This window comes from Pseudomonas sp. JL27(2026) (assembly GCF_056933555.1).
In genome coordinates this window covers 3,179,950-3,204,766 of record NZ_CM167794.1, presented here as the reverse complement: position 1 = coordinate 3,204,766, position 24,817 = coordinate 3,179,950, and the positions used below count along the sequence as shown (strand labels likewise).

Sequence of the window (24,817 nt, the reverse complement as noted above, 5' to 3'; positions counted from 1 at the left end):
GATCAAGCTCCTAAACGATGGGCCTGAGCCCTGGCCTTGTCCGCGACTTCATCAACCATGCGATTCAGTTCCAGATTGAACTGGACCAGTTCTTTGTGCAGGTTGGCGATGTAGTCTTCGTCGCGGTGAATCGTCTCGATGTAAAGCTGACACTCTTCATCTTGGCGAGAATCGAATGACAGAAAGTCCCACCACTTCCGGCCCGTAACGAACATGCAGCCCTGGACCTGCGGCATGTGTTCCTCGGGCATGCCTTCGAGCCAAGTCTTGACGTGTATCGCCTCGTTGAAAGGGCACTTAGACTCGGTACCACCGTCATCGTTGATCAGGCCGTCTGGCGAGCAGCCGAGCCAGTCGTACTTCGGATGGACGATGAACTCTGACGGGATGACGATGTTGCCGGTCAACATCTCGTAGGCGTCCTGAGCCTTCTGCTCCTCGGTGTGACCCCATTTCAGGGATGCGCTGCTGACGTTGTGCTTGGACTTCTTCGCCAGTCGCTCGAAGCAAAGCTCGCGCATGTATGAGGTGCGAGCCCCCATCGGCTCGCGCTTCCCATTTTTGTCAGGCTTCCCCCAGGCGATCACATCTTTAAACCGGCTGGCTGTCACTCGGCCAGATCGGTCCGCATGCCACTTTTCAGTGCCCTGAAGTTCCGTTCTCACTACGCCGCTTCCTCGGCCTGAGACAGACCTTCGTGGTTGCCAGTGATTTCGGTGAAGTCGCCATCAACAGTTGCCGCCATGGCCTTGAGCGCTTCATGGCACTCCAGGCCGATCGCTGCGCGCTGCTTCGGCTTGAGACCGGCCCAAGCTGTCGCATAGGCTTCGATGTCCTGCTGTTTCGCGACAGCCAAAAGGTCGGCGAATACACCGTCGATTTCCGGCGATGGGGATTTCGGGCCGAACGAAACGCTGGAGACGGCCGCAGTGTTCGCTGCCTGCTTCACAGGGGTGATATCGATTTCTCCACCGTATGAGTCTTCGAACTCATCTGGCGTGTAGACGCCGAGGATGACGTCAGGGCAGAACAGCCGCGCCCATTTCTTGGTCACTAAATAGGCGATTTGCTGCTTGGGATCTTCAGCCCAGAGCGTAGAGTTCCGCGTGCGCACCTGGGTAAGCAGAAGTTCCAGAATGCGCGGCTCGTCTTCGCCTTTGAAGGTGGCCCAAACCTTGATCCCGAGACCTTTCTCGTCGTCAAAGCTCCAGCCCGGAACGCGGTACTTCTTGAACTCGCCAGTGTCCTCGTCCTTCTTCGTTTTGCTGGTGACTTCGCGCATCTTGCCGATGACGTTTTCCCAAGCGCCGAACCACTCGAAGTTCAAGCGACCCTTGACTGGTGCCTTGGCGGTGATTACTGCGTTGACGAGCTGCGCCTCGTAGCTCAACGCACCGCCGTTGACGATGAACGTCTTCTGCGCAACAGCGAATGGGTTCATCTGCCACTGCATCGCTTGCAGCACGACCGCCATGCAGTCAGCTTGATTGCCCTTCAAATGCTTGGGGACTGTTGTCACACCTTTCGACATCATCAGTGCGAGGTCACTCATCGACTTCATGGTGCCCGGGTCGAGAATGAGCGCCGCTGCGTTGTGCGATGGATCGTGGTATGTGGCAAGGCCAGTTGGGGCTTGGGTGTCTGAGTCAGTCATTGCGCTCTCCGTGGCCGACAAGGAGTGGGACGGCCGTTAGATGGAAAGGGTGGTTAGAAGCGGATGGCTTGAAGCCAGGCGCGAGCAGTGTCGAGGTCCACGTCGAAGCCCAGGGCTACAACCTCGACAATGTCGTCAACCGATGGGGCGGTCGTAGTTACGTCGTCGGATTCAGCAGCAGCTGCATGCGCGCTGATAGGCGTGACTTCGGCCTTCTCTGCGACCGCAGGGGCAGCCACTGGGGTAGCTGGAACTGGTGCCGCAGCCTGGGCGCGCAGACGGGCCAGCTCTTCCTGGTCACGTTGATACTGCGCGTCGCGTTCGCGCTGCTGGCGCTGTTGCTCTTCCTGCTGCTCACGCTGTTGGCGTTGCTGTGCTTCCATGTCGCGGCGCTGCTGGTCCAGATCGTCCTGCTGCTTCTTCAAACGCAGGCGGTCTTCCTCGGCCCGCTGCTTGCGCAGCTCCTCAGCTTCAGCGTCGGCAATGCGTTGCTTCTCGCGCAGCTCGTCGAGTTCTTTCTGCTGGGCCAGCAGCTTGGCGGCAGCATCTTCTCGTTCAACGGCAGACTTGTGCAGCGTTTCAAGCTGATCAATAGCGTTGTCGCGGGCGATGGTGCCTTCAGCTTCGAACTCGGCATATTCTTCGGGCAGGATCACCGATTCCTTGACGCCTTGCAGAATGGCCGCCACATCGGCAGCGCTGCGGCTTGCATATGCGGCAGCGACAGAGCTGAAGCGGGTAATCTTTGCCCGGATGGCTTCGACACGTTCAGCCTCAACACGCTCGCGCTCGGCTTTGGCGTCAGCTACGCGTTTTTCCTCGGCCTTGATTGCCTCGTCGACAGGCGTTTCAATTGCCAGCACACGATCTTTCAGCGCCTCGCCGAACTCCTTAACCTGATTGACGCGAGCTTGGGCATCTTTGACTTTCAGCTGATAGGGCACGAGTGCCGTCTTGGTGGTGTTTGCCAGGGCGTAGCGCACGTCGCGGATATCAACCCGGACTTCCTTCGCATTCGCCAAGCCTTCGCTGGTCGAGCAGTCAACGACCAGCTTCGCGTAAGTGGTCTCCAGACGAACGATCTGTTCTTCGTGTGGGCGATATTCGGCGATATCGGTGACGGCTACCGCAGGGGCTACAGCGTTAGATTTTTGCGCGTCGCTGGTTTCGCTCATTTCGAGCGGTTCTTGTACGTGTGCTTGTTTGGTATTTGCGGACATGACAGTTCCTTGCCGCGCGGCGCGCAGCCTTGAAAGAGGTGAGGGTTATTGAGTGTCGCGATCAGCGAGAATGCTGAGCAGCATCAAAAAGGCGAGGAGGGAGATAATGTTCTGCTGTAGCTCCCTGCTTGATCGATTCGTTGTAGCTGGCGTAGATCTCGTCGATCCGCACTCTGTAGCGCCGGTGCTCGTTGTCGTCGATGACGCGCAACAAGTAGGCCAGGGTGATGACCGACGTTGCCGCCGAGCTAGCGTTTGGCTTGCCGAGGTCGCGGATCATGTTGTCGATCTCGCCCTCAATCCATCCGATTGCTGTTTGGTGGTCGCGTTGCTGGACGCTCATGCTGGCTTTTCCTTCAATCCCCAGAATTCGGCAATCGAATCTGTTGCGGCGGCGACACGCTTGGCACTGGCTTTGCGCTCGTCCAGTTCACGAGCGGTACGATCTGCCAGAGCCTGGGTCCGCTTCAGTGCCTCATCCTCGTAGTCATGGAATTCGTCAGGCAGCGGCCTCTTCTCACGCCCCCAAGCGTCGTAGCGCCTGTCCCACTCCCGGGCTTGAGCACTGTCTGCGTAGCTGGTTGCCATGGTGACTATTCCTGCTGTTCCAGCCGGCGCGCCAGGGCGCAAGCTTTGTTGTGATCGCGGTGATACCCCCGGACCTTGCCGGTCTGGACGTCCACGATATGGAAGAATTCGCGACCAGCGTGGCGGACGACAAAGCGCGGCATATCCACCGGCTTATCCAATCCGATCATTTCGTAAAGCACCGCGGTGGCGGTGGTGAAGCGAATGCGCAGAGCTGCGCGAACTTCGTTGCCGAGCTGAACACTTGGGTGCATGGTCGCCTCCAGAGTGGCGGGTTGTTTAGTCGGTGTAGGCGATGTACTTGAAGTGGCCGTCGCTGAATCGCTCGAACCGACCGCCAAACGTCCCTCGCACAGCTTTTTCAACTTCGTCTCGAGTAAGGTTCTGCGGGTAAACGCCTTCCTTGATCATCGAGCTGCTGGAGTGCAGCTTGCAGACGTAGTCGATCTTCGTCGGATCAAGCACTCGACGTTTTGTCTCCACGTAAGGCAGAGAGCCCAAGTGAATTGCCGATAAGTCCTGCCGAACCAACGGGTCGTCGGCAGAGCGCCAATCGCACTCAGCGCAATAGATCCGATCCGATGTGCATTCACCGCAAGGCGCACCCAGGTGGCAGCTGCAGTTCTCGGGTGGCCGTAGATCGACAACCCCATCGCATCCTTCGCGATTGCAGGTTTCGCCTTCGCAATATCCGAAATCGCTCATGGCGACCTCCAGTATTTGGTTGATCCAACAAAACTCGGCTGCACTCATCCGTTCCGCTGGTTGCCGTTGGGCGCGGAGGGGAGTGCATGCGGGCGGTGTCGGGGTAAGGTGGGTGCAGATGGCCGGTCGCGAATCCGGCGAGAGCGGACCCTTTCGGGACGACCGCTCGGAGGGGCAGCCACGCTAAGCTGGCGCCTTGCTAACCTGCGTTTCTCCAGGGCCGCCGAAGCGTTCAACCCAGCTTTCAACGCCGCATCTGCTTGCCGGTCACGTCTCCGGCGCCGAGTTCCACGGCCGTGTCCAGTTCGCCAGCGCTCGATAACAACCGATTCTGGGATTTGATGCAGGTGGGCGGTTATAGGCCGCAGTTTCGTCCGCATCGGGGTGTGATCTAACCGCCACTGTGAAGCGATGCCACGACAACGGTCGGGCAAAACGGGTCTGGGTTAGATCACACTCCGATGCAGCCTGGTGCTGGGGAGTACCAGGTGCTCGGGCAGTTATCGTCAGGCTGACGTGGTGCTGGTTGCTCAGTCGTAGAGCCCGTAGCTCAGGTCATCTGGGTCGCAGTCGATCACCAGAAGTGCGTTGCCGAAGTACAGGGATGCCAACATTCGCTCCCACTTCGAATACACCTGCATGTCGATAGCGATCTTCTTGTCATCCAGCTTGGCGCTGTAGACCTCGCCAAACGCCAAGGTCGGTTTCCAGCGGTCGCCGGTTTCACGCTCGCCCTTGATACTGATGTGCAGTGCGTGTTTCAGGCTGTAGTTGCTGCGCGAGGAAGACGAGTAATGGCTGCTCCGGTAACTGTCTTCCGGCTCTGGATCGAAGTAGATGTGCATCGTCTTGTGGGAGTAGCTGCCGTCGCCTTCTTCAACGCGAATTTCCGGGCGCTCCCATCGGCCTTCGGCGGCACTCTCTTTGTGGTGCTCCACGAATTCGTCGAGCAGTTTCTTCAACGAAACCTCGCCGGTCAGCAGGCCCTCACCGGTGAGCACATCAGCTATGGACTTTTCGGCGCGCTCCAAGATGAGCGAACCCATGGCCGCTTGCTCCCAGCGCTGGCTGAGGGCGTTGGCGACGAGGGCGTTGTAGCGCTGAAGCTCGAACATGTCGGTGACGTTGGCCGGCAGTGCAGACTTGACGGCTTCCTTGATTGCTCCGCCGAAGTCGCCGTAGGAGCGAAAGGTGTCGCTCACAACTTCTTTGAACAGCTTCTCGATGCCCTCGTCGATCAGTTCACGCGGGCGGTCGGACTGGGCGTATGCAGTGACGCGCTCGGCAAGCAGCGCTTGAAGGGTTTGTTCGCTCATTTGATGCTCCGTGCTTGATCGGTTGATTTCCCGTCTGGCCCTGTTGCCAAGGCCAGCCAGTGAAATCTGTCAGCCTTCGCAGCCCATCTGGTAATGGGAACCGCATGGCTTGCCCTTGCAGAACATCAAGTTCGAAAACTGCAGTTCGGCTTTGTTGGTGTAAGGGTTGCGGCCGCGCTGTGTGATTTCGCGCGACTCCATTTGGCTGGCGGGTGCTTCGGCGCCGCAGTTACGGCAGCGGATGAGTTGTTGCGCTGTTTCGGTCATGCGGTCTCTCCTGGTTGTCTTCCCAATGCACCCGGGTAACCAGGTGCATCAGTGAAACCTTCCAAAATTCCCCGGTCCCGCTACTGGCGTCGGACCGGGGTTGTTGCATCAGCGATGTCTTGCGCCCGTTGCCCGCTGCTGATTGCAGGGCTGGCTGTCTTTGGGTGGGCTTCGAGCTTCCTCCCCGTGGCGTCAAACAGCATCTGTTCGCCACGGATCACAGGTCCTTACAACATGCACGCTACAGCTCTGAATGCCCGACTGAGTGGGGCAGGGTGCATGAGGTCCGGCGCTCCTCATAGCCGAGGCTCAGAGCGCTAATTTTGAAACAGGTACTTCTGGCCGGTGTTACTCGCCACCTCCGGCTGGGCGATGATTTCTTTCCATACGTTTACGGTTTGGCTGATGGGCCGAGCAATACGGCGCACCTTGGGTGGGATTCGCCCACGCCCCTGGTGCGTCAATGCCTGGTTGATCCATCAAGCTTTCTACGGTTGGGTTGTTAAAGAGCGTCGCGGCTTTCGCTGCGGGGCCTGTGATGTGCTGGCTTGAAATTGATTTAAGCAAACTGAAATTAATGAGTCAAGCATGCTGAATAAATTAATTCAGAATGCTTAAATAGCCGGCGATAAAAAACCCGCTCAATGGCGGGCTCTCTCTTATGCTTCGCAGTATTCTCGCCATCCAATCCTTACGGCACCGCCTTCCAGGTGATCTATGCGAACGCCAACGGTATCTTCGATTTCCTGAAGGATCTGCTGCCAGGCTTCAACGCTCTCATCTTCCTGTCTAGAAACGGTAACCATCTGAGTCTTCTGAACGTTAGGTGTGGCAATCAAGCGTTGGATGCGCCGACCAACAAGCTCATAACAATTTCTGGCTTGTGGCGTGGCCATTACGATTTGCGGCATTTACGGCTCCCTGCTTAACTGTATGTATGTACAGTATTGCTCCTGCCATAATTTGGCAAGATCAGCATGCGAGTATGGTGTCGAGCAGGCATAAAAAAGCCCGCGCTAGGCGGGCTCTGGTTAGGCTGGCGAATCAGTCAATGATGGGCGGGTACTTCCCGCTAACTGAATCTCTGTAGAGGATGTCGCCATAAAACTTGTAGTTTTCTTGGAGCTTGGCCAGAGCATCGCGAGCATCGCCTTTTGATTCGTAAGGCCCGACACCCCATGCTCCCTCCGTCATATTGACCAGGGGCAGACTCAGGGAGTGGATTGCCTCATGGAGTCGATCAACCTCTTCGGGCTTGCAAGGGATGGAAGCCACCCAACCATTCCTAAGTCTTAGCGCTGCAACTGGCTCAACATCTGCGCCACAGTGTTTGCACTTGACGGCGGCGTTCTTGATTGTCTCTGCGCACATAGGGCATGGGCGAGAGTTGCATTCAATTGCCGTCGTAGCTTGTGCAGACTTCCCAGAGAGCAGAATCATCAGCAGGCCGGCCAGGGCAATGATCCCGCCGAGTATGGTGTGAATCTGCCTATCAGCCATAAGCCCCAGGTTGTTCACTCTGCCGCCGGAACCGGTCGACACTGAAACATCCATGTTGAGCGCGAACACCGCCCAGCACACCCCTATGAACAGTATGACCTTGCCAAAGCCTTTCATTGGATCCCTCCCGTAATTGGTCGGAAACTTTACCACTCGTGGCGCATAGCTACCACGGCGAGAGGCGGGCCGGGAGCGCAGACGCAAAAAAGCCCGCACTCGGCGGGCTTCGTCTATTCAGCTTCGGTCAATCTTCCTTGGGCACAACCCAAGAAATCTGCACTCCACCATCTTCCTGGTGCGCCACGGTTACGTTGTCCGCCTCAGCGATATCCTCAAGTAGCTGAGCCCAATCATCTGGCGACTCGTCTGGAGTTTTGTAGATGACAGCTCGCTTCGAGGTCTGCGCACCAGTTGAGTTGATGATCTTCTGAATGCGAGCGCCAAGCAGCTCGTAGGAGGAGGGTGGTTTTGGTGCGGCGGCTTTCTTGGCCATGGGTGTGCTCGAGATGCTGTTTGGATATACAGTATAAAGATGGCTGGGCTATTGGCAAGCCGAGGAGAATGAGCGGGCAACAAAAAGCCGGCAGGTGTCGGCTCTTGGGTCAAATCTGAAATTGAAAGTGTAAAAAGCCCGGCGACTGGCCGGGCCTTAGTCATGGATAGAAATCCAGTTACTGTGATAGGAGTCGGGTGAGTCCGAAGGTGATCGCACTTGCAAGACCGGTCATGGCAAAAGCGGTACCCACATACCACTTTATGAGATTCAACTCAGTGGTTGCCAAATCCGCTTTGGTGGCAGCGTGCTTTTCAATGGACTCGACTTTTCCCGAGATCACAGCAAGCTTTTCCCTAATTTCCGGGATCGCTTTCTCAAGTGCTGCTACTCGCGCTTCCAAGTCATCGCCTCCTGGTGGGTTTCCATTTCCAGTATTGCGTTCTTTTTTGTTTTTGTCATGCCTGGCTATAGCCTCGGCCCGCTGAGCCTCATTCCAGCTATTTTCCAGGCTGCTGATCGATTCACTCATTGGCGCCTCCTGATTCATCGCCCAATGGCGGCCGAGAACTCAGATGATCTATCTCCAAGTGAACTCGCTTCATCCCTTCAATGGCCTCACCGACTTGCGAGAACGCGCGATGGGATGCCTCCCGGAAAACTTCGTCATCAGATCCTCTGCCAGCCACTGCCATTTCCAGTACGGCCTTGGCTAAGGCCATGACGGTCTCCATGATTGGATCAACCGTATTGATAATGTCTGACATATAGGCTGGCTCTGAATGCTCAGGTCCGAGCCTTACAGCTGTATCCTCGCCGTCTTCCACTGTACTAACTCCATTTTCCACTCCGATGTTTCGCTCTTCGAGCCCTTACGGAATTCCGCCGCGCCAATCCAGGCGCCTACTCAGCCTTGCTCCGCGCAATCCTCCCCGACTTCACCTCATCAGCAAGCGCCACAAGCCGATCCGCACCCTCGTAGAGTATGCCGACCAACTCCACATCACTGCCAGAGCGTCGGCGTCACCAATCCGCTGCGCCAGTGCCCCCAGGTCGACGCAGGCCTGCTCAAGGCTAAATGAAACCCTCTTGAGGTCGCCGCGCAGCTCTTGGTTGGGCTTGTTGAGTGACATGGTGACCTTCCTGCAAACTGGTTCAGCTTAGTATCCAGCCTTGAGTATCGTTACGAACCTACGCAGCCGGTCGCTTGACTCGGCATATCCACCGAAGTCAGGCGAGTCAACGAATCTCCAGGCGCCATCACACCATTCGGCATCCCGATTGGTTGGTTTCTGCGGGTCAAAAACCACCTCGCAGTCACCAAGCCTCTGCGGCTGCTCGTGTATCGTTGAAACAACGGCGCGGATCTGGCCGATAACTATCCACTGACCCAGTCTAATTTCAGGACGTTCAGACATGACCGAAATGACCCCAAAAGAAAGAGTGTTTGGCGCACTCAAAAACTTGTTAAAAATGGCTGACTCTGGCGCCAGCCTCGATGCTGAGCGTGCCCGTATCAAGCTCGCGCTTGAGCGATGCATCTCCTGGGAGAGTCAGGTCGCCAGCATTGACGATATAGACTGCCCTTCAGCGAAAGACCTTATAGATCCCTGTCGTGCCAGATGACTAGAGTTTCTGTAGTGCTCTGACGACAACGCCGACGATCCGGCAATTTTCCGCACACATTTCAATAGGATAGGCCGGGTTGAGCGGCTTCAAGAAGCACCGACCACCGTCATCTACCAGCTTCTTGAATGTCGCCTGGTCGCTGTCAGCAAGTTTCGCGACGACCAGTTTCCCGGACTGCACATCGGCTTCGGTGTCGACCAGGATCAACGTGCCCTCAGTAATGCTCATGCCTACCGGCGATGTCATCGAGTCGCCCTTGACCTCAAGCCAGAACGCTGGACCTTTTGAGTTGTAATCCGATAGTTCGTATCGATCAGAGAAGCCGGGCGGAAATGGCTCGACCGCTTCAGCCCAGGCGCCCGCGGCAACCCAGCTAATTACTGGGTAGCGGAATGACTCGATGGGCTGGCGAGTTTCGCCAACATTCGATTCGGACTTCTCGGTCTCTGCCCCCTCGCCAATGGCAAGCCATTCAGCGCGGAACCCTGTCGCTCTAGCCAGAGCATAGAGATTTTCTGGCCGAAGGCTCTTGCTCTCGCCAGAGATCCACTGAGTGACGGCCGAGTTCGCGACTCCGCAAAGGGCGGCAATTTCACCTTTCTTTTTCCCGCTTAGCGCGATGGCTCGGGCAATACGTTCGTGTCTATCCATGCGCTCAATATTAAGTTAACTGAATTTAAGTATGCAGGATGCTTAAATGCTCGTTGACGCAATAACTTCAGCATGCTGAAATTGCGTAACGCTCGAATGAGGATGCGAAATGAATACGCATGACGTCGCCGATTTCTTCGGTAGTAAGAAAAAGCTGGCAGCAGCGCTGGGCATTCGTCCGAGCGCCGTGACCATGTGGGGAGAGACGATTCCAGAATCTCGCCAGTACCAAATCCAGGTTCTTTCGAAGGGAAAGTTCAAGGCCGAGCGCAAACCTCAGGTCGCCTGAATCTCCAACCTGCCCATCCATTGAAGCCATCTTGACCGCAATTGAACCAAGGAAAAACTAGACCATGAAGTCGCCAGTGCTAGACACCCGCCGGAAGGCAGTCATTGCCTCTGCCAACGCTTTCCCGGGCGGCCTTCCTTGCGCCTCAGAATTTCTCGGCACGGAAAACTTCAAGCGCTTCAAAAACCGGATCTACGAGTCGGCCGGCGTTAAACCGCTCACCGACGACGAAATCTGCGCACTCGAAACCGAAGCCAAAACCACCTTCCTGCCGGACTACATCTGCGCGATGTACGGCGGCGTATTCGTGCGCCTGCCGCAATCCGGTCACCTCGAAAACATCGACCTGTATCAGCGCTCGCTTCATGAGTCTGTTTTGCGTGGCGAAATGGACCGCTTTGTCGAGAGCGCCCTGGCGGACGGGGAGATGGATGACACTGAAGCAAAGCGCTACCGGGCAATGCATGCCAAGTACATGGCGGCGAGCCTCGAAACGGTAGGGGCAGTGATCGAGCTGCACAGGGCAAGAGCCTGAATTTCAGACACAAAAAAGCCGGGGCGCAATCCCGGCTTTTTCAATAGCAGTACAACTTGTGGAGCCGAGTATGCACACACAAATCACCATCAGCAATACCCCGAACCATGTCGCGACACGTTTTCCGATTTCGCAAAACGTGTCGCGTACGAATTTCATCGGCATCGTGTCGGTGATCGATGGCGAAGCCGTCACCACCACGCTGGCAATTGCCCAAGGCTGCAAGGTCGATCACGCCAGCGTCATCAAGCTGGTCCGCACCTATCAGGCCGATCTGGAAGAGTTCGGAAGGGTCGGATTTGAAATCCGACCCTTTGATACTGCCGGCGGCGCGCAGACGCGAGAGATCGCTTTGCTCAACGAACAGCAGTCCACGTTGCTCATGACCTACATGCGCAACGGCCCTATCGTTCGCGAATTCAAAAAGACCCTGGTCAAAGCATTCTGGAACCTTGTGCGCGGGCAGGGCTTTACCGTTCCGCAGACCCGGGCCGATGCCCTGCGCTTGGCTGCCGATCTGGAAGAGCAGAACACTGCACTGGCCATTCTGAACCACCAGCAGGCCGAGAAGATCGCCAGCCTTGAGTCGATCTTTCAAGCCGGCATGACCCCGACGCAATTCTGCAAGCGCCTGAACGGTGTGAACTGCCAGCAGATCAACAACGCGTTGCTGGCCCGCAACTGGATCTACAACGCCGAGCGTGATTCGAAGCGCTCCGTGAAGTACCGGGTTGGCTGCCAGGCACGCGACAAGTACCTCACCGAGCGCGTGACCACTATCGAGCAGGAAGGCAAAGACCCATTCCTCAAGTACACCCCGGTGCTGCTGAAGGATGGCGCCAAGCGCCTGCATGATCTGTACATGAAGCAGAAGTTGCCGATGAAGGCTGCCTGGAATGGTGAGTTCTGCCATATCAAGGCCGTGGAGGCGGCCGCCTGACATGCAGTACACCATCACGATCAATCAGAAGGTGACGGGATGACCTTCCAGGAGTTGCTGGATCGTCCCATCGCCTTTCAGCGGGCCTTTGTGACGCTCGGTGTGGGTATCACCGGTGCACTGATGCTGTCCCAGGCAATCTACTGGTCCAATCGCACGGACAACGCCGAGGGATGGTTTTACAAGACCATGGAGGAATGGGAGGCGGAGACAGGCATGACTCGTTCCGAGCAGGAGAGTGCACGTAAAAAACTGATCAAGGCTGGTGCGCTTGAGGAGATGAAAAAGGGCGTGCCTTGCCGCCTTTTCTACCGGGTGAACATCGCCGCAATTCACGCAAACTTGTCTGCTGATTTCCCGCAATCCAGTTTGCAGGATTCCCGCAAACAAGGACGCAAGAAGCCTGCAAGCAAGCCTGCTGTAAACCCGCAAGCTATTACAGAGACTACAGCAGAGATTACTCCAGAGACTACGGCAGATACTTTGCAGAGCGGCCCGGACAAGCCGGCCCCGCCCAGCGCTTTGGTGGTACTTGATCGCACCGAAGCACCACGGGTTGAAATCCCGGTCGACATGCCAGGGCCGAAAGACCAGACCTGCAAAACCTTCAAGGCCTGGGCCAACTACGCCATGGCCTACCGCAAACGCTACAACACCTGGCCGGTGTGGAACGCCAAGGTCGGTGGCCAGCTCGGCCAACTGGTTGACCGCCTCGGTGCGGATGTCGCCCACCACGTCGCAGCCCACTACCTGAAAACCGGCGATGCCGCCGTTCTGCGCAAGTGCCACAGCCTCAACGAGCTGCTGGCCAACGCCGAGAGTTATCACACCCAGTGGGTGACCGGTCAGCGCATGAACGGGACCACCGCCCGCCAGATGGAGCGCACCGAGGCCAACCTGTCCGCCGCCGAGCAAGCGGCTCAACTGGTCTTGGCCAAACGCCAGGCAGGAGAGCGCAATGAATACCTTTGAAATGACCGACGAACAGGTTGCTGGGCTGGCGGCGGCCATCTGTGCCACAGCTGAAGCCATGGGGCAGGAGATCAGTCCGAACGCCGCCGCGCTGATGGCTGAGGATCTGTCGGCTTACCCGGCTCCCGCCGTTCGCGGTGCACTGAAAGCCTGCCGCTGTGAAGTCGCCGGGAAGCTGACCCTCGCGGTCATCCTGCAACGTGTCCAGGCTGCCGATGGCCGCCCGGGCAAGGATGAGGCCTGGTCCATTGCCCTGATGGGCAGTGACGAAGCAGAGACCGTCGTCATGACCACCGAGATTCAGCAAGCGATGACCGCTGCTCAGCCGATTCTCCGGCTCGGCGACAAGGTGGGGGCGCGAATGGCGTTCATCAGCGCTTACGAACGGCTGGTGACTCAGGCGCGCGCCGAAGCAGCGCCGGCCCACTGGCGGGTGTCACTGGGTTTCGATCAGACCCGTCGCGTGGTCGCCATCGAATCCGCAGTCCGCATGCAGCTGATCCCGCAAGAGCAGGGCGCCCAGTACCTGACGGACCTGCGTATCACCCCGATTACACAGGATGGCCAAGCCATCGCAGGGCTGCTGACCGGTGAGGTCCATGAGGCTTCGCCAAAGATCCGCGAGAAGCTAGCCGAAGTGCGTTCGATCGTTGTCGCTGCGAAGGCTCGGCAGGCTCGGGAAAAGCGCAAGAAGGTCCAGGCCGATCGGGTCAACACGTACCTGCGTAAGCGCCGGGTTCGGGAAATTGTCGCGGCTGCGCAGCGCAAGGAGGTTTTCTGATGAACCAGGCAAGACAGCAACAGATGCTCGCCGGCCAATCCTCCATCGCCCAGAAGGTCTTTGGCTACGTGCCAATCCAAGCGAGCTGGAGCGCTCACGATATTCACAGCGCCGTCCTGACAGCCAATGCAACTGGCGCCTCGGCATATGCCATACGCCGCGCCCTTGGCGAGCTTAAAGATGCCGGACTTATCCGGGAGCCAGCAGGCGGAAAATTTCAGCGTGACGCAGCCACCCCAAAAACCAAGAAGGAGCAAGCCGTGACTCAGGTAGCCAAACAGACCGTTGTTTCGATCAAGAAGTCCGAAGGCGCCCTGGATGTTCTGGCGGCACTCTCTGGCGAGGTGATCAGTCTTTCCGAGGAGGTCGGTCAGCGCATGAAGAAGTTGGCAGCGCGGATCGAAGAGGTTGCGCTTTCGGTTGAGGCGGAGCGTGAGGACAACGCTGAAGCGGCCAACAAGCTGAAGCAGCTGCAATCGCTTCTGAAAAGTATTTAAGGGGCCGCCATGACCGATTACAGCGAACTGAAACGGCTGGCCCAGGAAGTTAACGACGCTTTCCCCCTCAGGGAAGACCTGTGGAACATGGTGTGTACCCCGACGGCGGCACTTGAACTGATCGCTGATCTGGAGCGCAGCCAACGCATGCTGCTGGCCTCCTGCATGGACATGGGCGCGATTGGTAAAGCGCTCAAGGCCGACATGAACGCCGATGGCGATGAGTTGCTTGGCATGGTCATCGACCTGAAAGCCCAGAACACCCGAATGCTGGAATGGCTCAAGGACATTAGCCGCACATCTGGCGACAAGGGTGCCGTCATGGGCGCTCGCCAACTGCTCAAGGAGTTCGCTGAATGAATGACTTCCGGGATTTGAAAGCGATTGCCGAGGCTTGCCAGCAGCATCAGCCGCTTCGCTTCATGCCCAGTCACGGCGCGCTGTACATCCGCAACGACAACGGCATCGTCTTTGATGTGCATCAGAATCGATCATTTCCTGACTTCATGGCGCAGAACAAGGACTACGCGGACTTCGTACTTGCTGCAAAGCCTGCGATGGTCCTGGCCCTGATCGCTGAGAACGAGCGGCTAACGGGGTTCGTGGCGCATCGGAGGGCCCAGGCCAATCAGTACGATGAGGCGCTTATCAGGATTGCGGATCAGCGTGACCAGTTCAAGGCTGAGAACGAAGTGCTGCGCAAGGACGCAGAGCGGTATCGGTTTTTGCGCAGCGTTGATAGCGACTATGCGATCTACACCCCTGGCCAATCTTGGGAGGACATGACAGAGGGACACCTTGACGCCCAGGTAGATGAGTCCATCGCCATCGATGCCGCCATGAGAAAGGAGGCGAACTGATGCGCCAATTCTTGTTTGCTCCAACCATCAGTTACTGGCAGTACCTGACCATGATGGCTGCCTTTGGCTGCGCCTGGATTGGCGGAGTCACGATCTGGAGTCTTCCGCTGTTTTTTGCGGTGGTGGCTGCTGGTGCAGCAATCGAAGGCTTTGTGCAGGGGGTGACCCGTGGCTGAGCTCGCATTAATCCGCACTGCCCAGGGCCTGGTACCAGCCACCGAGGCTGATCGCGAAGCTGTCCAGAAGTGGAAGGCTGGCCAAGTCATCCACGGCAAGTTCACCCGGATGCGCAACGGTAAATTCCACGGTAAGTTTTTCTCCATGCTCGATCTGGCTTGGGAGTACTGGGAACCGGTCGGCGGCCTGATCCCGCGCCAGGAGATGCGCGGCATTCAGGGGCTGGCCAAGTTCTTTGAGGCGCAGAGCGGCAAGCCGGGGCAGCTTTCGCATGCGGTCGCGGCGTACATCGTCGGTCTTGAGGCGGCGCGGGCCGAACGCTTCCCAGCAGTCGACAAGAGCCGTGAGGCATTTCGTGAGTGGGTGACGATTGAAGCTGGCCACTTCCACCTGGTGCACACGCCTGAGGGTATTCGTAAAGAAGCCAAGTCCATCAGCTGGGCCAACATGGACGACACCGCCTTTGAGCCACTGTATCGCGACGTCTTCAACGCCTGCTGGCGGTTGGTGCTGTCTGCGCACTTTGAGAATGAAGCTGACGCGCTTTCTGCGGCTGATCAGTTGGGGAGTTACGCATGAAGCGCACTCCACTACAGCGCAAAACTCCGCTCACGTCCGGCGGAGCGCGCCGAAAGCGCTGTCCGTCATGCCGAGTGATGTTTACACCTGCACGCGCCTCGCAAGCCGTATGCGGGGAGATCGAGTGCGCCATCGCTCACGGGCAGTCAGAGAAGGGCCAGGCAAGCGCTCGTAAGGCCCTGGCCGATATCGAGCGCAAAGAGATCAAGGTCCGCAAAGAAAAGTTGAAGAACAGGGCCGACCACCTGCGCGAAACGCAGGTCGTGTTCAACGAATGGATCCGCCTGCGTGACGCCGCGCTGCCGTGCGTGAGCTGCGGCCGGCACCACGAAGGCCAGTACCACGCCGGGCACTACCGCACGGTGGGTGCGAACCCCGAGTTGCGCTTCGAGCCGCTGAACGTCCACAAGCAGTGCGCACCGTGCAACAACCACAAGTCCGGCGACATCGTTAACTACCGCATTGAGCTGGTGAAGCGTATCGGCGCCGAGCGGGTTGAATGGCTTGAAGGGCCTCATCAGGCCCAGCGTTACACCATAGAAGAATTGAAGGCCATGAAGGCCAAGTACCGGGCAATGTCCAGGGAACTGAAGAGGGCTGTAGCTTGATCTATCGAAATGTAATTTCCGCAGTAATACGCGCACTGGCGTCTGAGACGATCAATAGCGCAGGCGGGTGTGATTACGAGCCAAAGGTCCAGACCAGCAAGCTCAAAGGGGAGATCGTTGGAAAGGAGGCTGCATTCCTCACTGACTGCTGGGTGTTTGGCCGGTTGCATTCCTGCCTTCAGCCGAAACATTGGACGGCCTTGAATGCACGCTATTCCACTCACATGGGCTCCAAAGTAGGTGCGATCGGCCGCATTATGTCGATGGTGTCATCGCCAGCCCCAAGACTATTCCTGACCAAGGCAGTCACTGCCTGGGCGTATCCAGAGCTTGGCGGTGTTAGGCGAATCCCATCGGCAAGTGTTTCGATCGAGGTTGACGAGGAGGCTCCTGAATGGCGTAAGAAGGCCGTCGCGAAAGCTGAGCGCGCTGTCAATGAGAGGCTGAAACTAAGGGACGACTTGCCGTGCGAAGGCGTGATCATTCTCCCTGCGCATAACTACGACATGAACACCTGGGATCTGGACGGAACTCCGGAGCGGACTCGCCGTGATTGGAGGCGGAAGATAAACAAGGGCTTGGATAAGTTGGTTGATCAGGCCTTGATGGAAGCGGAGTGGGTGCTGTCCAGTGAGGGCGTGTTTTTTGACGAGGAAGAGGCCGCATAGATTCTGTTGACAGGACATGCCGGTTCGCCGATTATTCGCCCATCATGTCATTTCTGCGCGTAACGAGGAATGATGAAAAGAAACCCGGCCACTGAGCCGGGTTTTTTGTTTAGGCCATACCGTTAACACGGGCCCAAACGCATGCGTCCCAGCCCTTCGAACGAAGGTTGTCGACGAGTTCCTTGCAGAGCCACCAGCGGCTTGTCAGATCGTTTGGATTTATGTCGATCTCCTTTCCCTCGGCGTCTTTGTAGAATTCCTGAGTTGCGCTTGGGAGGCTCGTGAATGGTGTTTCGGCCGTGCGAACCAGGTGAGTTGTATTCCCTTTGGCGTTGGACGAGGCGTAGAAATATACCTTCATGGCAGATCCTTAGTTGGTTGGCGGGCTGGTTTTGTGCCGACAATTCATGATCTAGGGTTGTAAGTGAAGGAGTTCAAGGGACGCGAAGGGCGTCGAGCGTAAGCAAATGTTACGTAGGGCTAGTACCCGACCTCCGAAGTAGAGCGCGTGGATCTATTGCACCGTCTGCTCGACAAGACCGAGTGGGTGATAGTGGTGAAAATTATTCGCATATTCATGGCCTCAGCATTCGCTGGGGCTTTTTCATTTCTGGAGTAAAAAATGGCAGAACCAGCATCTACAGCTGCGGCTGCGCTCATCGCGAAGTACGGCGTAGCTGTGGCTGGTTTCGCGGGTGCCTGTGTATCGCTGACCCTGTTGCAGGGCCTGACGCGTAAGCAGGCATTCTGGGCGGTGGCCACCGGCTTCCTGTCGGCAATCTTCACCACACCGCTTGCCGTTCACTACTTCGGACTTCCACCAGATGGCGACACCCAAAACGGCGTGGCCTTTCTGATTGGCCTGTTGGCGATGAACATCATCCCTGGCCTCAAGGCGCTGGCAGGACGGTTCGGCGTAACCGGGAGTGCCTGATCATGAATCCTATCTTGGGAGTCGTAGACGCCTTTCTATGCGTGTTGGTGGTGATCGCCTCGATTGACTACCTGCGCCGCGTGCGCCCGATTGAGCAGCCCATGCTCAGCATTTCGTTCTACCTGGTGGCCATCGGTGCGTTCGGCGATTTCGCTGCGGCGATCCAGGGGCACTACGTGAGCCCGTTCACCGTGATGATCCATGCCGGAGTGGTGGCTTATGCTTGGGCTCGGCGTGGGCATGTGTTTGAGGTGGCTGGCTAAGTCGCGACACGTTTCGCGAATTATCAAATTGTGTCGCGACACTGGAGTGAGCCATGAAGCTGAACAGGCGAGGTCGTTTCGCAGATCAGTATCGCGGAAACGGTTTTTTCGTCTCATGGCGGATCGAGAGAGGATTGTTCCTCTTTGCCATAAGGCCATGGAATTGGCACCTGTACTACGTTCGTCCATCCCTGCAGCCTTGGGTGCAACGGTTGTACGTGGGCCCATTCGAGTTTGAGCTCGCCACCCACCGGAGTAGGGCATGACCAACGTTACCCGCCTGCGCCACGTCCTGCCGATGAGCCCGGACATCAACAAGGCCATAGCCGATCTGGATAGCGCCATCGCCAAGGCAGTCAACGCTGCCAAAGCTGCCGGTCTGCCCCAGGGTCTGGTCGTTTCTCTGTTGCACGGGCACACCCAGGTGCAGACCAACATAATGGTGACCGCTTAATAGGGAGGCGGAGGCTTAGCGGGCCGGGCATACTGAGCCTTCATTCAAAAGGAGGTTGGTATGAGTTTCGAAAAAATCCCAGATGCTCAGTTCGATTTGACAAGGAATGCTGCTTTCCATGCCGGGCTCGTAAAATCGTTCGCAGCCAAGCTGAGCAAAGGAATTAGTGATCTCCTCAACAGCGATTACCCCACCGAAGAATGGGGTACGTCTTGTGTGGTGGGTGATGACGGAATCAAGCTCCGTATAAGCACTCCTTTTGGCGAGGCTCGCGCGATAGCCGTTGTTCAGTTGAGCGATGGGTACATTAGGACTCGTTACGTTTTCGAGAAGCTCGTTTCGTCGAACACTGGCGGTCCGATCTTCCGCCCAGTATGGGCAGTTCGCATATGCGGTGAAGGGAAGGTCACAAGTGACAATGGTGATTTGATTTACCGCATTCAAACTATCTCAGGCATGGAGCGTGATAACGGCGTGACTACCGTAGCCTTGTCCGCTATCTATGCAATCGCTACAGACCAAGGCTATTACGTCGCCGATGAAGAAATAAGCTAGGAGCCCAATATGAAGCAACCCGACTGGGAGGCAATCGAACGCGCCTACCGGGCGGGATTGCTTTCCGTCCGCGCCTTAGGTGAATCGCACGGTGTGAGCCACGCGACCATCCTGAAGCGGGCGAAGAAAGAAGACTGGAAGCGCGACCTGACTGATCAGGTCCGAGCAGCAACCAAGCAGAAAGTAACCACGGCGGTAACCACTAAATGTAACCAGTCGAAAGTGGTTACCGATGCCGAGATTATCGAAGAAGCATCCGACCAAGCCGCCGCTGTCATCCTTGCCCACCGAACAGGACTGGCTCAGTGGCGCGGCATTGCAGACAAGCTCAGCAATGTCTTATCGGACATGGATGTAACAGCAGACAACGCCGGCGACTTCGCCCGATCCCTGAACGCTGGTGTTGACGCACAGCTCAAGGTCATCAAGGGCGAGCGACAGGCCTACAACCTCGACACAGAGACAGGTGACAAGACAGTCAGCGACCTGGCCGCAATGATGGACGAACTATCGAAGGAAGCCTGACATGAAGCCGGAGCATTTGAAGCTGCTCCGGGATAAGCGTTGGCGCCTGAACAGCCTCTACTTCATCACGGACAAGCAGGGCAAGAAGGTCCGCTTCCGGATGACGGACGAGCAGATCGAATACTTCGACGGGATGCACACTCGCAACATCATCCTGAAGGCTCGGCAGCTCGGCTTCACCACCGAGTGCTGCATCATCCAGCTCGACGCCGCGCTGTTTGAGTCGGCCAAGTGCGCGTTGATTGCCCACACCCTGAACGATGCCAAGCGCCTGTTCCGCGAGAAGGTGAAGTATGCCTATGACAACCTTCCTGCTGAAATTCGCGCTGCCAACCCTGCTTCTAACGATGCTGCTGGTGAGCTTGTGTTCAGCAAGGGCGGATCGCTCTACGTGTCCACGTCCTTCCGGGGCGGGACTTTACGGTATCTGCACGTATCCGAGTTCGGGAAGATCTGTGCCAAGTTTCCCCACAAGGCCAGAGAGATCGTCACCGGCGCCTTCGAGGCTGTCGCCACCGACTGCTTCGTCACCATTGAGTCGACGGCGGAGGGCAGGGCGGGTTACTTCTTCGACTATTCGCAGAGCGCTGAACGTCAGCAGCTCGCCGGCGTGCCTCTGGGCCTGCTGGACTGGAAGTTTTTCTTCTTCTCCTGGTGGAAGAACAAGGCCTATTGGCTCGATCCCACCGACGTGGTCATCCCGCAACGTCTGACCGACTACTTTAACGAACTCGCTGCCAAGCACGGGATTGTCACCAACGATGGCCAGCGCGCCTGGTACGCGGCCAAGGAGAAGACGCTCGGCGACGACATGAAGCGGGAGTACCCGTCGATCCCGGTCGAAGCCTTCCAGCAGTCGGTAGAGGGCGCCTACTACGCCCAGCAGCTCACCAAGCTGTATGCACAACAACGCATCGGCGTGATCCCGAACAACAGTCACCAGCCGGTGATGACGTTCTGGGACATCGGCGTCGGCGACTCCACGGCCATCTGGTTCGTGCGCCAGATCGGCACCGAGTACCACGTTATCGATTACTACGAGAACTCCGGCGAAGGCTTGCGGCATTACATGAAGGTCCTCAAGGACAAGGGGTACACCTATTCCGAGCACTGGGGGCCGCATGACATCGACAACCGCGAGTTCGGCAGCGATGCCAAGACCCGCCGAGAACTGGCCCAGGAGGGCTACGAGATCGACGGCCAGAAATACAGCATGACCTTTCAGGTGGTTCCGAAGATCGGCATCAACGACGGCATCGAGGCGGTGCGGGAGATCCTGCCGCTGTGCGTGTTCGACGAGTCGAAGTGCGAGCAGGGCATCAACTGCATCGAGAACTACCGCAAAGAATGGGATGACAAGCGCGGCTGCTGGAAAGACAAGCCGCTTCACGACTGGACCTCCCACGGCTCCGACGGATTCCGGTACTTCGCTGTGGCGAAGAGCGCCAGGAAGCCGGCCACCTCTATGAAAATGGGATTTGCCCGATGACAGACGTCACTTTCACCCGCCCCGAGTACGACGCGGCGCAAAACCGCTGGCGCTTGGTGCGCGACGTCTGCAAAGGCTCGGAAACCATCAAGACCGCCGGGGATCGCTACTTGCCCCGGCCAAACGCGGCCGACACCAGCAAGGACAACAAGGAGCGCTACGACGCGTACAAGAAACGCGCGGCGTTCTACAACGCCACCGGTCGAACCAAGCACAGTCTGGTCGGTGCGGTGTTCCGTACCTGGCCGACGCTGACCGTTCCCGGCGGCCTCGACTACGTGTCGAAGGACATCGACGGGCAGGGCGTCAGCATCTACCAGCAGTCGCAATCGGTGATTGGGCATGTGCTCGAGGTGGGCCGCCACGGGCTGCTGGTGGACTATCCGCAAGTGAATGGCGAAGCAGTGAGCAAGGCTGACATGGCGTCAGGCCGGGTTCGCGCCACGATCGGCAGCTATCCGGCCGAGGCCATCATCAACTGGAAGACCCGCAAGGTCGGCGGTCAGCACCTGCTGAGTCTGGTGGTGCTGCGCGAAGAGGTCGACGTCGACACCGATGATGGCTTCGGCAGTGAGCAGGTTGTGCAGTATCGGGTGCTGCGCCTAGATGCCGCTGGCGTCTACACGCAGGAGGTGTGGGAAGAGGGCAGCAGCACGACCACGATGACCATTGCGCCCTTCACGCCACTGAATGGCACCGGCCAACCGTGGCGGGTCATCCCGTTCCAGTTCGTGGGCAGCGAGAACAACGACACCACCATTGATGACTCGCCGCTGTACGACATGGCCGAACTCAACATCGGCCACTACCGCAACAGCGCGGACTATGAGGAGGCCGCTTATCTGGTGGGCCAGCCTCAGCCGTGGATGTCGGGGCTCAGTGAGCAGTGGCGTAACCACCTCGAGGAGACCGGTATCTACCTCGGCGCACGGGCGCCATGGTTGCTGCCAGCGGGAGGTGCCTGCGGAATGATGCAGGCCCAGCCCAACACCGTGGCCAAGGAGGCCATGGACAGCAAGAAAGAAGACATGGTCTCGCTTGGCGCCCGACTGATCGAGCGCGGTAGCGCAGTGAAGACCGCAACCCAGGCTGACAACGACAGCGCCGCCGAGCACAGCGTCCTATCCCTGGTGGTCAGCAACGTCAGCGAGGGCTACACGCAGTGCCTGGTCTGGATGGGCGAGTTTTCGAATGCCACCGGTGAGGCACTTTACAAACTGAACCAGGACTTCACCCAGATCAGCCTCGACGCCACGATCCTGACCGGGCTGTTCAATGCGGTGCAGGGCGGCAAGCTGCCGGAGTCTGACTTCTGGCAGTACCTGCGTGATCGCGGGGTCATCGATCCAGAGAAGACCGACGACAAGATCCGCGACGAGTTGCAGACCGCAAGCGCTGGCCCTGACCTGAGCGATGACGACGAGGTAATCCCGAATGGCGGCAAACCAGGCAATCCTTGATGCCACGATCCGGCACGCGGTCTTCCTCGAGCAGCTCAAATCGGGAGAGGTCGCAAAGTTCGGGCCTTTCCTCAAGGAGATTGATCGTTCGATCCGTGAGCGGCTGACCCGGGCCGACCTGACGGCTTACACCGTCCAGCGGCTGGAGCTGCTGCTCAAGGAAGTCGACAGCCTGCTGCTGGGCATCTTCGACCGCTACAGCGTGCAACTGAACCTGGACCTGATCGACATCGCCCGTTACGAGGCCGAGTTTGAAGCGACCAGCCTGACCCGCGCAGCACCGGTGGGCGTCTCGTTTGAGGCATCAGTGCCGGGTGTGGCGGCGATCCGGGCGGCGGTGCTGACCAATCCGCTCAGCGTGCGTGGCGCGGACGGCGGCAAGCTGCTCAAAGCGTTCATTGATGGTTTCACCGCCATCGAACGGCAACGCCTCACTGGCGCGATCCGGCAAGGCTTCTTCGAAGGCCAGACCAACTTCCAGATCATCAAGAACATTCGCGGGACCAAGGCGCTCAATTACAACGACGGCATCTTGGCCACGACCAACCGCAATGCCGGTGCCGTGGTGCGAACGGCGGTGCAGCACGTCGCCACCCAGGCGCGTATGACGACGCTGAAAGAGAACGCGGATGTCGTCCTGGCCGTGGAGTGGGTCAGCACGCTGGACACGAAAACCACCAGCCAGTGCCGAACGTTGGATAAACGTCGATTCAAGCTGACTGAGGGGCCGCGGCCACCGATCCACATCAACTGCCGGTCGACGGTGGTGGCGGTGACGCGCTTCAGCAAGCTGTTTGCCGAGGGCGCTACGCGAGCATCCGTCGGTGATGACGGGCCACAGCAGGTCAGGGCAGACCTCAGCTACTACGACTGGCTCAAGCAGCAGCCGGCAGCGTTTCAGGATGAGGCTATCGGGCCGGTTCGGGCGAAGCTGTTCCGCGAAGGCGGCCTGAGTATCGAGCGGTTTTCGGAGCTGCAGCTTGATCGCAACTTCAAACCATTGACCCTTGCGCAAATGCGGGCTCTTGAGCCACTGGCGTTCGAGCGCGCGGAAGTGTGAAAAGCATGCAAACCCCCACTGAAATGGTGCTTTTTATGGCGTTAGCCTTTTGTAAACACAAAGCGAGAGGTAGCTACCATGTATTTACAGTCAGAGCAGGATTTCGGCCACACCATTGACTTAGTGCTGAACACACTGCGCCGTGCGCGAGATCCTCGCTGGTTAACCGGGAGTGTCCCCGTGATCGGTGATGCTGCAAAAGATCATGAAAAGTTGATCAAGGGAGCTAGAGAAGCGGCTGAGGCTAACGGCTTCGGCTACGTGGGGTTAGACATTCTGGGTGGTGACCGGATCGCATTCAACGGATCAAAAGACTGACAGAGCCAGCGCCGCACGACAGTTCACTTCAAGCAGAGCCTCGGCATTCGCCGGGGCTTTTTTATGTCCGCAGGCAGGGCCTGCAAATCGTCTCTGGGAGACAACAAATGCTGAAATTTCAACTGGACAGTCTGGACGGTGTCGACGAACCCGTGCGCGCTCTTTACACCGAGAAGGGCGGCAAGTTCGTCCTCGGCATTGAAGGGTTGCCGCAACCTGAAGACGTTTCTGGCCTGAAATCGAAGGTTGAAGAGTTGCTCGGCGAGAAGAAAGCCGCCGAGAAAGCTCGCAAGGATGCCGAGGACAAGGCTCAACTGGAGCGTGAAGAGGCGCTGCGCAAATCCGGCAACGTCGAAGAGCTCGAAAAGTCCTGGTCCGAGAAGTACACCAAGCTCCAAACAGAACTGGGCGGCCAGCTTGAGCAGGAGCGCAACGGCCTGCAGAACCAGATCCGTGACCTGACCGTCGGCCGTACCGCAACTGACATCGCGTCCGCCCTGGCCATTCCCGGCAGCGCCAAAGCCCTGTTGCCGCACATCGAGCGCCGCCTGAGCGTCGAGCAGCGCGACGGGAAGCCTGTCGTGGTCGTCCTCGACCCGGCCGGCAAGCTCTCGGCGGCAACGCTGGACGAGCTCAAAGCAGAATTCGCCAACGACACGGCCTTCGCGCCGCTGATCGCGGGCAGCAAGGCATCTGGCGGCGGGGCCGGTGGTGCTGGAAAAAGCGGTTGGGCCGCACTCAAGCGTTCCGAAATGTCCTCTGTGGCCAAGCGTGAGTTCATCACCGCCAATGGCCAGGACGCCTACCTGAAATTGCCAAAATAACGGAGT

The 24,817-nt window shown here is 57.9% G+C and carries 40 protein-coding genes; 23 read left to right on the top strand and 17 right to left on the bottom strand.

What is annotated here, in order from left to right:
- Window positions 1–2: 2 nt before the first annotated feature.
- The 15 genes from AC1Z1G_RS14545 to AC1Z1G_RS14475 form a co-directional block, all read right to left on the bottom strand.
- Complete coding sequence (locus tag AC1Z1G_RS14545) at window positions 3–665, bottom strand: lambda exonuclease family protein (protein ID WP_483620774.1); 663 nt, start codon at window positions 663–665, stop codon at window positions 3–5.
- A complete protein-coding gene (locus AC1Z1G_RS14540; protein ID WP_483620773.1) occupies window positions 665–1,654 on the bottom strand; it encodes a RecT family recombinase in 990 nt (329 codons plus the stop codon). The genes AC1Z1G_RS14545 and AC1Z1G_RS14540 overlap by 1 nt, the downstream gene beginning before the upstream one ends.
- Before the next feature lie 53 nt (window positions 1,655–1,707).
- Window positions 1,708–2,874: a coiled-coil domain-containing protein gene (locus AC1Z1G_RS14535; protein ID WP_483620772.1), complete on the bottom strand. Its 1,167-nt coding sequence runs from the start codon at window positions 2,872–2,874 to the stop codon at window positions 1,708–1,710.
- 61 nt (window positions 2,875–2,935) lie between these two features.
- On the bottom strand, window positions 2,936–3,217 hold the full coding sequence (locus tag AC1Z1G_RS14530; RefSeq protein WP_483620771.1) for a hypothetical protein: 282 nt from the start codon (window positions 3,215–3,217) through the stop codon (window positions 2,936–2,938).
- Window positions 3,214–3,462 carry a hypothetical protein gene (locus tag AC1Z1G_RS14525; RefSeq protein ID WP_483620770.1) on the bottom strand — a complete coding sequence of 83 codons (249 nt, stop codon included), beginning with the start codon at window positions 3,460–3,462 and terminating at the stop codon, window positions 3,214–3,216. Before AC1Z1G_RS14525 ends, AC1Z1G_RS14530 begins: the two co-directional genes overlap by 4 nt.
- 5 nt (window positions 3,463–3,467) lie before the next feature.
- Window positions 3,468–3,716 (bottom strand): hypothetical protein, encoded by a 249-nt coding sequence (locus AC1Z1G_RS14520; RefSeq protein WP_483620769.1) that lies wholly within the window; start codon window positions 3,714–3,716, stop codon window positions 3,468–3,470.
- A 25-nt stretch (window positions 3,717–3,741) separates the two neighbouring features.
- On the bottom strand, window positions 3,742–3,927 hold the full coding sequence (locus AC1Z1G_RS14515; RefSeq protein WP_483620768.1) for a hypothetical protein: 186 nt from the start codon (window positions 3,925–3,927) through the stop codon (window positions 3,742–3,744).
- 770 nt (window positions 3,928–4,697) lie between these two features.
- Window positions 4,698–5,483 (bottom strand): hypothetical protein, encoded by a 786-nt coding sequence (locus AC1Z1G_RS14510; RefSeq protein WP_483620767.1) that lies wholly within the window; start codon window positions 5,481–5,483, stop codon window positions 4,698–4,700.
- A 69-nt stretch (window positions 5,484–5,552) separates the two neighbouring features.
- The gene (locus AC1Z1G_RS14505; RefSeq protein WP_483620766.1) at window positions 5,553–5,750 is read right to left on the bottom strand and encodes a hypothetical protein; all 198 of its coding nucleotides are present in this window, start codon (window positions 5,748–5,750) and stop codon (window positions 5,553–5,555) included.
- 659 nt (window positions 5,751–6,409) lie between these two features.
- Window positions 6,410–6,661 (bottom strand): DUF1654 domain-containing protein, encoded by a 252-nt coding sequence (locus AC1Z1G_RS14500; RefSeq protein WP_483620765.1) that lies wholly within the window; start codon window positions 6,659–6,661, stop codon window positions 6,410–6,412.
- 133 nt (window positions 6,662–6,794) lie between these two features.
- Window positions 6,795–7,367, bottom strand: a complete 573-nt coding sequence (locus AC1Z1G_RS14495; RefSeq protein ID WP_483620764.1) for a hypothetical protein — start codon at window positions 7,365–7,367, stop codon at window positions 6,795–6,797.
- A 127-nt stretch (window positions 7,368–7,494) separates the two neighbouring features.
- Window positions 7,495–7,743 (bottom strand): DUF1654 domain-containing protein, encoded by a 249-nt coding sequence (locus AC1Z1G_RS14490; RefSeq protein WP_483620763.1) that lies wholly within the window; start codon window positions 7,741–7,743, stop codon window positions 7,495–7,497.
- Between the two features lie 178 nt (window positions 7,744–7,921).
- Window positions 7,922–8,275, bottom strand: a complete 354-nt coding sequence (locus AC1Z1G_RS14485; protein WP_483620762.1) for a hypothetical protein — start codon at window positions 8,273–8,275, stop codon at window positions 7,922–7,924.
- The gene (locus AC1Z1G_RS14480; RefSeq protein ID WP_483620761.1) at window positions 8,268–8,570 is read right to left on the bottom strand and encodes a hypothetical protein; all 303 of its coding nucleotides are present in this window, start codon (window positions 8,568–8,570) and stop codon (window positions 8,268–8,270) included. Before AC1Z1G_RS14480 ends, AC1Z1G_RS14485 begins: the two co-directional genes overlap by 8 nt.
- Window positions 8,571–8,681: 111 nt before the next feature.
- Complete coding sequence (locus AC1Z1G_RS14475; protein WP_483620760.1) at window positions 8,682–8,876, bottom strand: hypothetical protein; 195 nt, start codon at window positions 8,874–8,876, stop codon at window positions 8,682–8,684.
- 283 nt (window positions 8,877–9,159) lie between these two features.
- Here AC1Z1G_RS14475 and AC1Z1G_RS14470 point away from each other — a divergent pair, with 283 nt between their 5' ends.
- Entirely contained in the window at window positions 9,160–9,369 is a 210-nt protein-coding gene (locus tag AC1Z1G_RS14470; RefSeq protein WP_483620759.1) for a hypothetical protein, read from the top strand.
- Here the strand turns inward: AC1Z1G_RS14470 and AC1Z1G_RS14465 are convergent, their stop codons facing one another.
- Window positions 9,370–10,023: a LexA family protein gene (locus AC1Z1G_RS14465; protein WP_483620758.1), complete on the bottom strand. Its 654-nt coding sequence runs from the start codon at window positions 10,021–10,023 to the stop codon at window positions 9,370–9,372.
- Window positions 10,024–10,132: 109 nt separating this feature from the next.
- Between AC1Z1G_RS14465 and AC1Z1G_RS14460 the strand changes: the two genes are divergently transcribed.
- The 12 genes from AC1Z1G_RS14460 (at window position 10,133) to AC1Z1G_RS14405 (ending at window position 16,929) form a co-directional block, all read left to right on the top strand.
- Window positions 10,133–10,312, top strand: coding sequence for a Cro/CI family transcriptional regulator (locus AC1Z1G_RS14460; protein ID WP_483620757.1), 180 nt, complete (start codon window positions 10,133–10,135; stop codon window positions 10,310–10,312).
- Window positions 10,313–10,376: 64 nt separating this feature from the next.
- On the top strand, window positions 10,377–10,847 hold the full coding sequence (locus AC1Z1G_RS14455; protein WP_483620756.1) for a YmfL family putative regulatory protein: 471 nt from the start codon (window positions 10,377–10,379) through the stop codon (window positions 10,845–10,847).
- A 70-nt stretch (window positions 10,848–10,917) separates the two neighbouring features.
- Window positions 10,918–11,787, top strand: a complete 870-nt coding sequence (locus tag AC1Z1G_RS14450; protein ID WP_483620755.1) for a Rha family transcriptional regulator — start codon at window positions 10,918–10,920, stop codon at window positions 11,785–11,787.
- Window positions 11,788–11,826: 39 nt separating this feature from the next.
- Window positions 11,827–12,759 (top strand): phage replication protein, encoded by a 933-nt coding sequence (locus tag AC1Z1G_RS14445; protein WP_483620754.1) that lies wholly within the window; start codon window positions 11,827–11,829, stop codon window positions 12,757–12,759.
- Entirely contained in the window at window positions 12,746–13,540 is a 795-nt protein-coding gene (locus AC1Z1G_RS14440; protein WP_483620753.1) for a hypothetical protein, read from the top strand. Before AC1Z1G_RS14445 ends, AC1Z1G_RS14440 begins: the two co-directional genes overlap by 14 nt.
- A complete protein-coding gene (locus AC1Z1G_RS14435) occupies window positions 13,540–14,037 on the top strand; it encodes a hypothetical protein (protein WP_483620752.1) in 498 nt (165 codons plus the stop codon). The genes AC1Z1G_RS14440 and AC1Z1G_RS14435 overlap by 1 nt, the downstream gene beginning before the upstream one ends.
- A 9-nt stretch (window positions 14,038–14,046) precedes the next feature.
- The gene (locus AC1Z1G_RS14430; protein ID WP_483620751.1) at window positions 14,047–14,397 is read left to right on the top strand and encodes a hypothetical protein; all 351 of its coding nucleotides are present in this window, start codon (window positions 14,047–14,049) and stop codon (window positions 14,395–14,397) included.
- Window positions 14,394–14,897, top strand: a complete 504-nt coding sequence (locus tag AC1Z1G_RS14425; protein ID WP_483620750.1) for a hypothetical protein — start codon at window positions 14,394–14,396, stop codon at window positions 14,895–14,897. The genes AC1Z1G_RS14430 and AC1Z1G_RS14425 overlap by 4 nt, the downstream gene beginning before the upstream one ends.
- Window positions 14,897–15,073 carry a hypothetical protein gene (locus AC1Z1G_RS14420; protein WP_483620749.1) on the top strand — a complete coding sequence of 59 codons (177 nt, stop codon included), beginning with the start codon at window positions 14,897–14,899 and terminating at the stop codon, window positions 15,071–15,073. Before AC1Z1G_RS14425 ends, AC1Z1G_RS14420 begins: the two co-directional genes overlap by 1 nt.
- Entirely contained in the window at window positions 15,066–15,653 is a 588-nt protein-coding gene (locus AC1Z1G_RS14415) for a DUF1367 family protein (protein WP_483620748.1), read from the top strand. Before AC1Z1G_RS14420 ends, AC1Z1G_RS14415 begins: the two co-directional genes overlap by 8 nt.
- Entirely contained in the window at window positions 15,650–16,261 is a 612-nt protein-coding gene (locus AC1Z1G_RS14410; RefSeq protein ID WP_483620747.1) for a recombination protein NinG, read from the top strand. Before AC1Z1G_RS14415 ends, AC1Z1G_RS14410 begins: the two co-directional genes overlap by 4 nt.
- Window positions 16,258–16,929 carry a hypothetical protein gene (locus AC1Z1G_RS14405; RefSeq protein WP_483620746.1) on the top strand — a complete coding sequence of 224 codons (672 nt, stop codon included), beginning with the start codon at window positions 16,258–16,260 and terminating at the stop codon, window positions 16,927–16,929. The genes AC1Z1G_RS14410 and AC1Z1G_RS14405 overlap by 4 nt, the downstream gene beginning before the upstream one ends.
- Window positions 16,930–17,038: 109 nt before the next feature.
- Here the strand turns inward: AC1Z1G_RS14405 and AC1Z1G_RS14400 are convergent, their stop codons facing one another.
- Window positions 17,039–17,290 (bottom strand): hypothetical protein, encoded by a 252-nt coding sequence (locus AC1Z1G_RS14400; protein ID WP_483620745.1) that lies wholly within the window; start codon window positions 17,288–17,290, stop codon window positions 17,039–17,041.
- 261 nt (window positions 17,291–17,551) lie between these two features.
- Between AC1Z1G_RS14400 and AC1Z1G_RS14395 the strand changes: the two genes are divergently transcribed.
- The 10 genes from AC1Z1G_RS14395 to AC1Z1G_RS14350 all read left to right on the top strand — a co-directional run bounded on the left by AC1Z1G_RS14395 (window position 17,552) and on the right by AC1Z1G_RS14350 (window position 24,811).
- Window positions 17,552–17,863 (top strand): peptidase M48, Ste24p, encoded by a 312-nt coding sequence (locus AC1Z1G_RS14395; RefSeq protein WP_483620744.1) that lies wholly within the window; start codon window positions 17,552–17,554, stop codon window positions 17,861–17,863.
- A gap of 2 nt (window positions 17,864–17,865) precedes the next feature.
- Window positions 17,866–18,126: a hypothetical protein gene (locus tag AC1Z1G_RS14390; protein ID WP_483620743.1), complete on the top strand. Its 261-nt coding sequence runs from the start codon at window positions 17,866–17,868 to the stop codon at window positions 18,124–18,126.
- A gap of 262 nt (window positions 18,127–18,388) precedes the next feature.
- The gene (locus tag AC1Z1G_RS14385) at window positions 18,389–18,580 is read left to right on the top strand and encodes a hypothetical protein (RefSeq protein ID WP_483620742.1); all 192 of its coding nucleotides are present in this window, start codon (window positions 18,389–18,391) and stop codon (window positions 18,578–18,580) included.
- 60 nt (window positions 18,581–18,640) lie between these two features.
- Window positions 18,641–19,135 carry a hypothetical protein gene (locus tag AC1Z1G_RS14380; protein WP_483620741.1) on the top strand — a complete coding sequence of 165 codons (495 nt, stop codon included), beginning with the start codon at window positions 18,641–18,643 and terminating at the stop codon, window positions 19,133–19,135.
- 9 nt (window positions 19,136–19,144) lie between these two features.
- Window positions 19,145–19,660: a hypothetical protein gene (locus AC1Z1G_RS14375; protein ID WP_483620740.1), complete on the top strand. Its 516-nt coding sequence runs from the start codon at window positions 19,145–19,147 to the stop codon at window positions 19,658–19,660.
- A gap of 1 nt (window position 19,661) precedes the next feature.
- A complete protein-coding gene (locus AC1Z1G_RS14370; RefSeq protein WP_483620739.1) occupies window positions 19,662–21,149 on the top strand; it encodes a terminase in 1,488 nt (495 codons plus the stop codon).
- Window positions 21,146–22,609, top strand: a complete 1,464-nt coding sequence (locus AC1Z1G_RS14365) for a DUF4055 domain-containing protein (protein ID WP_483620738.1) — start codon at window positions 21,146–21,148, stop codon at window positions 22,607–22,609. The genes AC1Z1G_RS14370 and AC1Z1G_RS14365 overlap by 4 nt, the downstream gene beginning before the upstream one ends.
- Complete coding sequence (locus AC1Z1G_RS14360; protein ID WP_483620737.1) at window positions 22,584–23,669, top strand: minor capsid protein; 1,086 nt, start codon at window positions 22,584–22,586, stop codon at window positions 23,667–23,669. Before AC1Z1G_RS14365 ends, AC1Z1G_RS14360 begins: the two co-directional genes overlap by 26 nt.
- Window positions 23,670–23,747: 78 nt before the next feature.
- Window positions 23,748–23,987 (top strand): hypothetical protein, encoded by a 240-nt coding sequence (locus tag AC1Z1G_RS14355; protein ID WP_483620736.1) that lies wholly within the window; start codon window positions 23,748–23,750, stop codon window positions 23,985–23,987.
- Between the two features lie 107 nt (window positions 23,988–24,094).
- Window positions 24,095–24,811, top strand: a complete 717-nt coding sequence (locus tag AC1Z1G_RS14350; protein WP_483620735.1) for a hypothetical protein — start codon at window positions 24,095–24,097, stop codon at window positions 24,809–24,811.
- The last annotated feature ends 6 nt before the right edge of the window (window positions 24,812–24,817 follow it).